Genomic DNA, 7535 nt, shown 5'->3' on the forward strand with positions numbered 1-7535 from the left:
GGCCCTGCATCCCGACGTGGGGGAGGGAGCAGAGCCCGCTGGCAGTTCGCTGCAAGCGGGCTTTTTTACGCCTGCAGCGCGCAGCTGAATACGCACCGGTAGTGACGGCTGCTGGCCGTCAACGCGTGCCGTCGGTGGGTCACGACGCGTGCCGTCGGTGGGGTGACGACGCGTGCCGCCGGTGGGTGACGACCGTTGGTCGTCACGCCGTCGCCCGCCGCTGCGCTCGCCGAGCGTGGCTATGCCGGTCTCCTGACCGGCACCCTGCGGGCCGTCGCAGACGACGTTGGCAGCGGCTCCTGCCGCTGCCTTCGGCGCTACCGGCCCCGCTCCGGTAGTGACGGCCGCTGGCCGTCAACACGCCGCACCGTCCTACAATCCTCCCATGACCCAACCCTACGCGCCGCTCCCCGACGCCCTCGTCCCGCTGGCCGACCGTGCCCTCGCACGCCTGACCATTGCCCTCGGCAGCGCGCCGGACGCTCCGCTTGAACCCTTCCTGCGCCAGCTGGCGGTCGCCAGCGACTTCGCCATCGATACCCTGTGCCGGCAGCCGGCGCTGCTCGCCCACCTGACCCAGCCCGACTGCCCGCCGTTGCCGTTGCCGGAGCTCACCCCGCAGCAGCCCGCCGAATGGCCCGGCCTGCTGCGGCGCTACCGCGCGGCGATGTCGACCCGCCTGGTATGGCGCGACCTGGCCGGGATGGACAGCGTGCAGCAGACCCTGGCCGGGTCCACCGAGCTGGCCGAACAGTGCCTGCAGCTGGCGCTGGGCGCGCTGGAAATCGAGTTCGCCAGCCGCCACGGCGTGGTCCGCGACGATGCCGGCAAGGCGCAACGGCTGGTGGTGTTCGGGCTGGGCAAGCTGGGGGGCGGTGAACTGAATTTCAGTTCCGACGTGGACCTGGTGTACGCCTTCGCCCAGCGCGGTGAATCCGATGGCGCGCGGCCGCTGGATGCCGATGAGTACTTCGCACGCGTCGGTCAGCGCCTGGCCAAGCTGCTCGATGACACCACCGCCGATGGTTTCAGCCACCGCGTGGACCTGCGCCTGCGTCCGTTCGGCCGCGCCGGCCGGGTGGCGATGTCGTTCGCGGCGATGGACCAGTATTTCCAGCGCGAAGGCCGCGACTGGGAGCGCTACGCCTGGCTGAAGGCCCGCACCGTGGCCGGTGACATCGATGCCGGCGAGGAGTGGCTGAAGTCGCTGCGCCCGTTCGTGTACCGACGCTACCTGGACTTCACCGCGCTGGATGGACTGCGCGACATGAAGGCGGCGATCACCGCCGAAGTGGCGCGGCGTGACATGCACGAAGACATCAAGCGCGGTGCCGGCGGCATCCGCGAAATCGAGTTCCTGTGCCAGTCGCTGCAGTTGATCCGCGCCGGTCGCGAACCGGTGCTGCGCGAGCGCCGCCTGCTGCACGCGATGGCCGCGCTGGTGGACGCCGGGCAGATCGCCGCTGAAGACGGCGCGGCGCTGCGCGAGGCCTACCTGTTCCTGCGCCGGCTGGAAAACCGGCTGCAGATGCTGCGCGACGCGCAGACCCACACCTTGCCGGCCGATCCACTGGAACGGCTGCGCATCGCGATCGGCCTGGGCTACCCGGACTTCGACAGCCTGCGCGATGCGTTGGCCGTGCAGCAGCAGCGCGTCAGTACCGAATTCGGCGCGCTGCTGGCCCCGCGTAAAGGCAAGGCCGCGCCGGATGCCGTGGCCAGTTACTGGCGCGGGCTGCCCGCACATGGCGATGCGCAGCTGCTGGTGGATGCCGGCTTCGCCGATGCCCACGGCGCCGACCAGATGCTGCGCGACTTCGCCCAGTCGTCCGGGGTGAAGTCGCTGTCCGATGGGGCGCGCACACGGTTGGATCGCGTGCTGCCGGCGCTGCTGCACGCCGCCACGCGGTCGCCGCAGCCCGATGCCGCGCTCAAGCGCGTGCTGGGCCTGCTGCAGGCGATCCTGCGGCGCACCAGCTACCTGGCGCTGCTGGACGAACAGCCCAGTTCCATGGCGCGGCTGGTGGACGTGCTGGCACGCAGCGCGCTGCTGGCCGAACGGCTGGAAGCCTATCCGCTGCTGCTGGACGAACTGCTGGACGTGCGCGTGTCCGGGCCGCTGCCCAGCCGCGAGGAAATGCAGGCCGAGTGCGCGCAGGTGCTGGCGGTGGAAGACCCCGAATCGGCGCTGCGCTGGCTCAACGAGATCCGCCTGGCCCTGAGCTTCCGCATGGCCATGGCCAGCCTGGATGGCCGCCAGGGCGCGGTGGAGACGACGCGCCAGCTGGCCGAACTGGCGCAGGTGGTGGTGGATGTGGTGCTGCAGCTGGCACAGGCGGACATGCGCGCCGCGCACGGCGACATCCCGGACGGGCGCTTTGCGATCATCGGCTACGGCAGTCTGGGCGGGCTGGAACTGGGCTTCGGCTCGGACCTGGACCTGGTGTTCCTGCACGACAATCCGGCGGAGGTGGACGCCAGCGATGGCGCGCGTCCGCTGGAACCCGCGCGCTGGTACGCCCGGCTTGCGCAGAAGGTGATGGCCTTGCTGGGCGCAGTGACCGCCGCCGGACGGCTGTATGACATCGACGTGCGGCTGCGCCCGGATGGGGGCAAGGGCGCGCTGGTGTCATCGCTGGCCAGCTACCGTGAATACCAGCGCGAACGTGCGTGGACCTGGGAACACCAGGCACTGGTCCGCGCACGCGGCGTGGCCGGTGATCCCGGGCTGCTGGAGGCGTTCGAAGACGTGCGCGCGCAGACCGTGGGCCGCCCGCGGGACGGCGAGGTGTTGCACGCGGACATCGTCAAGATGCGCCAGCGCATGCGCGCGGAACTGGACCGCAGCGATGCCGCGCGGATGGACCTCAAGCAGGGCGCGGGTGGCGTGGCGGACCTGGAGTTCCTGCTGCAGGCGGGTGTACTGGGCACGGCGTCCGCTCATCCGGCGCTGCTTGGACCGCGTGATACGCCGGGGCTGATCGCCGCACTGGCGGCGAGCGGTTGGCTGCCGCCGGAACGCGCCAGCGCACTGCAGGCCGCGCACGCCACGCTGTTGGAACTGGGGCTGGCATGCACGCTCGACCGCCGCCCGCGCATGGCCGCGCCAAGCGACACACTGGAACACGCACGCGCCACGATCAGCGCCGCCTGCGTGGACGCCAAGCTCCCGTTCGACACGTGACCCCGGTAGTGACGGCCGCTGGCCGTCATGCCTTTGCCGTGGGGGCCCCAGGCGTTGGTGGGTGACTCGGGCGTTGGTGGGTGACGACCGTTGGTCGTCACGCCGTTGCTTGCCGCTGCCTTCGGCGCTACCGGTCCCGCCTCCGGTAGTGACGGCCGCTGGCCGTCATGCCTTCGCCGTCAACCCGCGCTCTTCACCGGCGCCATCTTCCACAACAACGCGCGGAACGGCGCCAGCAGGCACACGCCGATCGCCAGCTTCACCGCCAGATCGCCCAATGCCCAGCTCATCCACGGCAGCGAAGAACCGGCAAACGCGATGCTCCAGAAGATCGCGGTATCCACCGTGGCACTGCAGGTAGTGGCCACCATCGGCGCGCGCCACCAGCTGCCCCGACGCAGCCGGTCGAACACCGTGATGTCCAGCAACTGCGCCACGATGAACGCCGAACAGGACGCCACCGCGATACGCGGCGTGGCCACCCAGAACGACAGCACCACCGCCAGCGCGAAGCCGGCCCATGCCACCCGACGGGCCGGGCCCGGGCCGAAGCGGCGGTTGATCAGGTTGCTGACCAGGAACGCGACCGGATAGCTGAAGGCGCCCCAGGTCAGCCAGTCGTTGATCGGGTACTGCACCAGTACGTTCGAACCCAGCACCACCGCGCCCATCGCCAGCACAGCCAGCAGCAGCGCGCGCAGGGTCATCGGGGCAAACACAGGGACAGGGCGCACGGACATGGCGAGCCAGGGAGTTCAAAGGAAGGCGCGCATTATCCGCCCCGGCAGGGCACGCGGCCAGCCGGGACGTTCAGCCGACAGCCATCACCAGGTGGTGCTGCTGCTGTCGGCTGCGGCGTAGGCGGTGGGCACGTAGGCCAGCTGGCGGCCCGCGGCATCGTGCACGTTCCAGCCGGCGCCGGCCGGGGTAGGCACGAACGCCACCGTCTGCCCGACCACGAAACCGGCGGCGGGATCATCCGCGCGCGCCGGCCATTCCAGGGTGGCCGTCTGGTCATCCTTGCCCGGCACCTGCAGCTGCACGCGGCGGCCGCCGTCGGGCAGGGGGGTGACCTCCTTCACCTCCATTTCCGGCAGCGGCGTGGCCGGCACCCGCTTGGCGGCCTTGTGCCGGTCGCTGGCCTTGAACGGTGCCGCGGACAGGCCCGCCAGCCCGGCCGACGCGGCCAGCGGGATCGACAGGGTCAACGCGACGGAGATGAACACCGTCGCTTCGCTGCTGTTGAGCTCGCCGGCGCGTGCAGGCGGTGCCAGCAGGGAGGAGGCGAGGATCAGGGCGAGTGCCGGCGTGGCGAAGGAACGGGACATGCGTGTCTCCTGCGGAATGGGGGTCAGGGCGTAGCGGCCGTGGCACCGGCCACGGGGACATGCGGAATGGAAAGCTCCTGCGGCAGCTGCTGGCGGGCGCGCAGGAAATCGAACACCGATTCCACGCTCACCACCGAATAGTTGCCGGACACGCGCTCGGCCACCGGGTGGTCGGTCGTGGTGGCATTGGCCACCGCCACGCGCGCACCCACGCGCTTGCCCAGGCTGATATGCAGCACGCTGGGCAGGTAGCCGTTGGCGCGCAGCCACTGCTGCACCTGGGCGCGGTCCTGCAGGGGCGCGGCGCCATCGGCACTGGCCATCGCCGCGGCCAGCACTTCCAGCACCCAGCCGTTGGAGTTCTGGAAATCGGTGCGGTACGGATAGGCCACCACGTTGTAGCGGGGTTCGTGCAGTGCGTGCGCGGCCGTGGCCGGCGACTGCAGCATCGCCTTCAGGCGGGCGGCCAACGCAGGTTCGAGCAGGCCGATGCGCAGATCGGTATGGCCGCCGGTTTCACCGATGAAGTTGGCCAAGCCTTCGTAATACAGAAGCGAACGGTCGGTCTTGCAGCGGTTGAGCAGGTGCACCGCGCGCCAGCGTCCGTCGTCGTCGCGCAGCAGGAAGGCCAGGTGGCTGTGGCGCAGGCCGTAGCGGCTGAGGTCCTGGCCGCCGCGCGCGGCGATCACCACATCCACGTCGGGCAGGGCGTCGAGGCGCTCGGCAGTGGTCCACGCCACGTCGAACATCGCCGCTTCGGCGGCCGGGCTGGGATAGCGTTCGCGGCAGGTGCCACTGTCGGCCCAGGCGGTGGCCGGGGCCAGCAGCAGGAGCAGGGCGAGGGATAAGAAAGGACGGTCCATGTCGCGGCCATCATAGACCGGTAGTGCCGATGCAGGGTCGGCGGGTGCAGCGCGGACAGCGTGACGACCAACGGTCGTCACCCACCACGGCGGAGGATGACGACCAACGGTCGTCACCCACCACAGCGGGGGATGACGGCCAGCGGCCGTCACTACAGGGCCAGGCGCTGTTTCACTTCGGCGGCGATGCGTCCGGTTTCGCGCAGCGGCGCGATGGGCCCGTGGTCCCAGTCCAGCCAGCGCGGCTGCAGCCGGCCGCGTTCGTGCAGTGCCTGCTGGAAGTGCTGCATGCGGCCCTGTGCACTGGCCGCCAGCGCCACCATCACCGGTGCACGCGTGGCACTGGCTTCGGACAGCAGGTTCACCGAATCCGGCGATACCACCACCCGGTCGGCCCAGCCCAGCAGCCCGGCATACGGATTCACCCCGTCACCGCCATCGCCCCAGATCACGTTCGGGATATCGGCAAACGTGTCACGCAGCGCGTCTGCCAGTGCCGGCGGGGTGCGCCGCGAGGTGGTCGCCAGCAGGCTGCCACCCTGTTCGCGGATCTGCGCGGCCAGCTGCTCGAACACCCCGCGCATGGCCTGTTCGTCCCATGCCGCGTGGGCGGTCGGCCCGCCGACCAGCAGCGCGGTACGTGGGCCCGGCAGGCCACGGAAATCGGCAAAGGCGGCTCGCCCCAGCGACAGCCAGTCATCGTCCACCGGGTTCAGGCTGCCGAGCAGGGTCAGCACGTTGCCGCCGCGCAGGCGGTCGTGTTCGGGCACGACCACCAGGTCCCAGTGGCGCGCGCTGATGCGCGGATCCAGGATCTGCACCACCCGGCTTCCCCGCGCACGCAGTGCCCGCAATGCCCCGGCGGCCTGTCGTCCACAGCCTATTGCCAGTGACGGAGGCGACGTCGACAGTGCCGCGAATGCCTCGCCGTAACCGTACCGGATGTCACCAGCCAGGCGTCGTGGCGACAGCCAGCGCCACGGTGCACGCGGCACCAGCGTCAGGGGTTGGTGCGTGCCCAGACGCAGCGCGCCGGCCAGCGCCACGGCCTGCCGGACGTTGCCGGCGCGGCCATCGGTAATCGTCGAGGGCGCACTCGATCGTTTCACGATTGGCATTAATTCGTTTCAGCCCTGCTGGGTGTTGCAACAGACGCGACACTCTACACTGCCCCGCATGGACCCGGCTGCAGGCCTGTTGGCAGGCAGCACGGGCTGACGCTCTTTACCTGGAGGATGCATGTCGCACGAACTCGACGCTGCCGCACTTGACCAGTTGTTCCGCACTGCCCGCACCGCGAATGACTTCCACGACAAGCCGGTGGACGAGGCCACGCTGCGCGCGCTGTACGACCTGGTGAAGTTCGGCCCGACCTCGGCCAATTCCAGCCCGGCACGCTTCGTGTTCGTCACTTCCGAAGAAGGCAAGGCCAAGCTGGCCCCGGCACTGTCCGAAGGCAACCTGGCCAAGACCATGGCGGCACCGGTCACGGTGATCATCGCCCACGACCTGGACTTCCACGAAAAGCTGCCCTACCTGTTCCCGCACAGCGATGCCAAGGCGTGGTTCGACGGCCCGCAGGAAAACCGCCAGAAGCCGGCCTTCCTCAACGGCAGCCTGCAGGGCGCGTACCTGATCCTGGCCGCACGCGCGCTGGGCCTGGACGCCGGCCCGATGACCGGCTTCGATCCGGCCAAGGTGGATGAAGCGTTCTTCGCCGGCACCTCGCTGCGCAGCAACTTCCTGGTCAACCTGGGCTACGGCGACACCGCCGGTCTGTTCCCGCGTTCGCCGCGCCTGTCCTTCGACGAAGCCGCTCGCATCGTCTGAACCGGGTTTGTGTTTGAATCGGCCGGTCCCGCTTGGACGGGTCGATGTTTGCAGTCCATTCCCTTACTGAAATCGAGAGAGTCCTGAACATGACCAAGACCACCAAGCTGCTGCTTCCGCTGGCCCTGACCCTGGCGATCGCCGCCTGCTCCAAGCCGGCCGACGAAGCCACCCCGGCTGCCGACGCCGCCGCCACCCCGGCCGCCACCGAGCAGACCACCACCCCGGCCGCCGACTCATCTCCACGCCCACGAGACGGACCCCGAACTCGTATGCCGTATTCTGCTTGAAAACAAAATGCGCAGAGGTGTGGCGATGCCGGACCGGTGG

The 7535-nt window shown here is 69.8% G+C and carries 6 protein-coding genes and 1 pseudogene; 3 read left to right on the forward strand and 4 right to left on the reverse strand.

Annotated features, from left to right (window positions below):
* Positions 1–385: 385 nt before the first annotated feature.
* Positions 386–3184, forward strand: coding sequence for a bifunctional [glutamate--ammonia ligase]-adenylyl-L-tyrosine phosphorylase/[glutamate--ammonia-ligase] adenylyltransferase (glnE, locus tag ABB28_RS08535; protein ID WP_057508224.1), 2799 nt, complete (start codon positions 386–388; stop codon positions 3182–3184).
* 179 nt (positions 3185–3363) lie between these two features.
* Here the strand turns inward: glnE and ABB28_RS08540 are convergent, their stop codons facing one another.
* The 4 genes from ABB28_RS08540 to ABB28_RS08555 form a co-directional block, all read right to left on the reverse strand.
* Positions 3364–3924 carry a queuosine precursor transporter gene (locus ABB28_RS08540; RefSeq protein WP_057508225.1) on the reverse strand — a complete coding sequence of 187 codons (561 nt, stop codon included), beginning with the start codon at positions 3922–3924 and terminating at the stop codon, positions 3364–3366.
* Positions 3925–4008: 84 nt separating this feature from the next.
* On the reverse strand, positions 4009–4512 hold the full coding sequence (locus ABB28_RS08545; protein WP_057508226.1) for a hypothetical protein: 504 nt from the start codon (positions 4510–4512) through the stop codon (positions 4009–4011).
* A 23-nt stretch (positions 4513–4535) separates the two neighbouring features.
* Positions 4536–5375, reverse strand: a complete 840-nt coding sequence (locus tag ABB28_RS08550; RefSeq protein ID WP_057508227.1) for a DUF2145 domain-containing protein — start codon at positions 5373–5375, stop codon at positions 4536–4538.
* A gap of 152 nt (positions 5376–5527) precedes the next feature.
* Positions 5528–6493: a mitochondrial fission ELM1 family protein gene (locus tag ABB28_RS08555; protein WP_057508228.1), complete on the reverse strand. Its 966-nt coding sequence runs from the start codon at positions 6491–6493 to the stop codon at positions 5528–5530.
* A 121-nt stretch (positions 6494–6614) separates the two neighbouring features.
* Between ABB28_RS08555 and ABB28_RS08560 the strand changes: the two genes are divergently transcribed.
* Positions 6615–7205 (forward strand): malonic semialdehyde reductase, encoded by a 591-nt coding sequence (locus ABB28_RS08560; RefSeq protein ID WP_057508229.1) that lies wholly within the window; start codon positions 6615–6617, stop codon positions 7203–7205.
* 89 nt (positions 7206–7294) lie between these two features.
* A pseudogene (locus ABB28_RS18450) lies at positions 7295–7447 on the forward strand (YceI family protein); the annotation flags it as partial.
* Between the last annotated feature and the right edge of the window lie 88 nt (positions 7448–7535).

The sequence above is a fragment of the Stenotrophomonas chelatiphaga genome, from assembly GCF_001431535.1.
In the GTDB taxonomy this organism is placed as follows: Bacteria; Pseudomonadota; Gammaproteobacteria; order Xanthomonadales; family Xanthomonadaceae; genus Stenotrophomonas; species Stenotrophomonas chelatiphaga.

What these genes read in the sequence shown, in the direction of transcription:
- glnE (WP_057508224.1), top strand. Translation starts at nt 386, where the DNA reads ATGACCCAACCCTACGCGCCGCTCCCCGACGCCCTCGTCCCGCTGGCC.
- ABB28_RS08540 (WP_057508225.1), bottom strand. Translation starts at nt 3,924, where the DNA reads ATGTCCGTGCGCCCTGTCCCTGTGTTTGCCCCGATGACCCTGCGCGCG.
- ABB28_RS08545 (WP_057508226.1), bottom strand. Translation starts at nt 4,512, where the DNA reads ATGTCCCGTTCCTTCGCCACGCCGGCACTCGCCCTGATCCTCGCCTCC.
- ABB28_RS08550 (WP_057508227.1), bottom strand. Translation starts at nt 5,375, where the DNA reads ATGGACCGTCCTTTCTTATCCCTCGCCCTGCTCCTGCTGCTGGCCCCG.
- ABB28_RS08555 (WP_057508228.1), bottom strand. Translation starts at nt 6,493, where the DNA reads ATGCCAATCGTGAAACGATCGAGTGCGCCCTCGACGATTACCGATGGC.
- ABB28_RS08560 (WP_057508229.1), top strand. Translation starts at nt 6,615, where the DNA reads ATGTCGCACGAACTCGACGCTGCCGCACTTGACCAGTTGTTCCGCACT.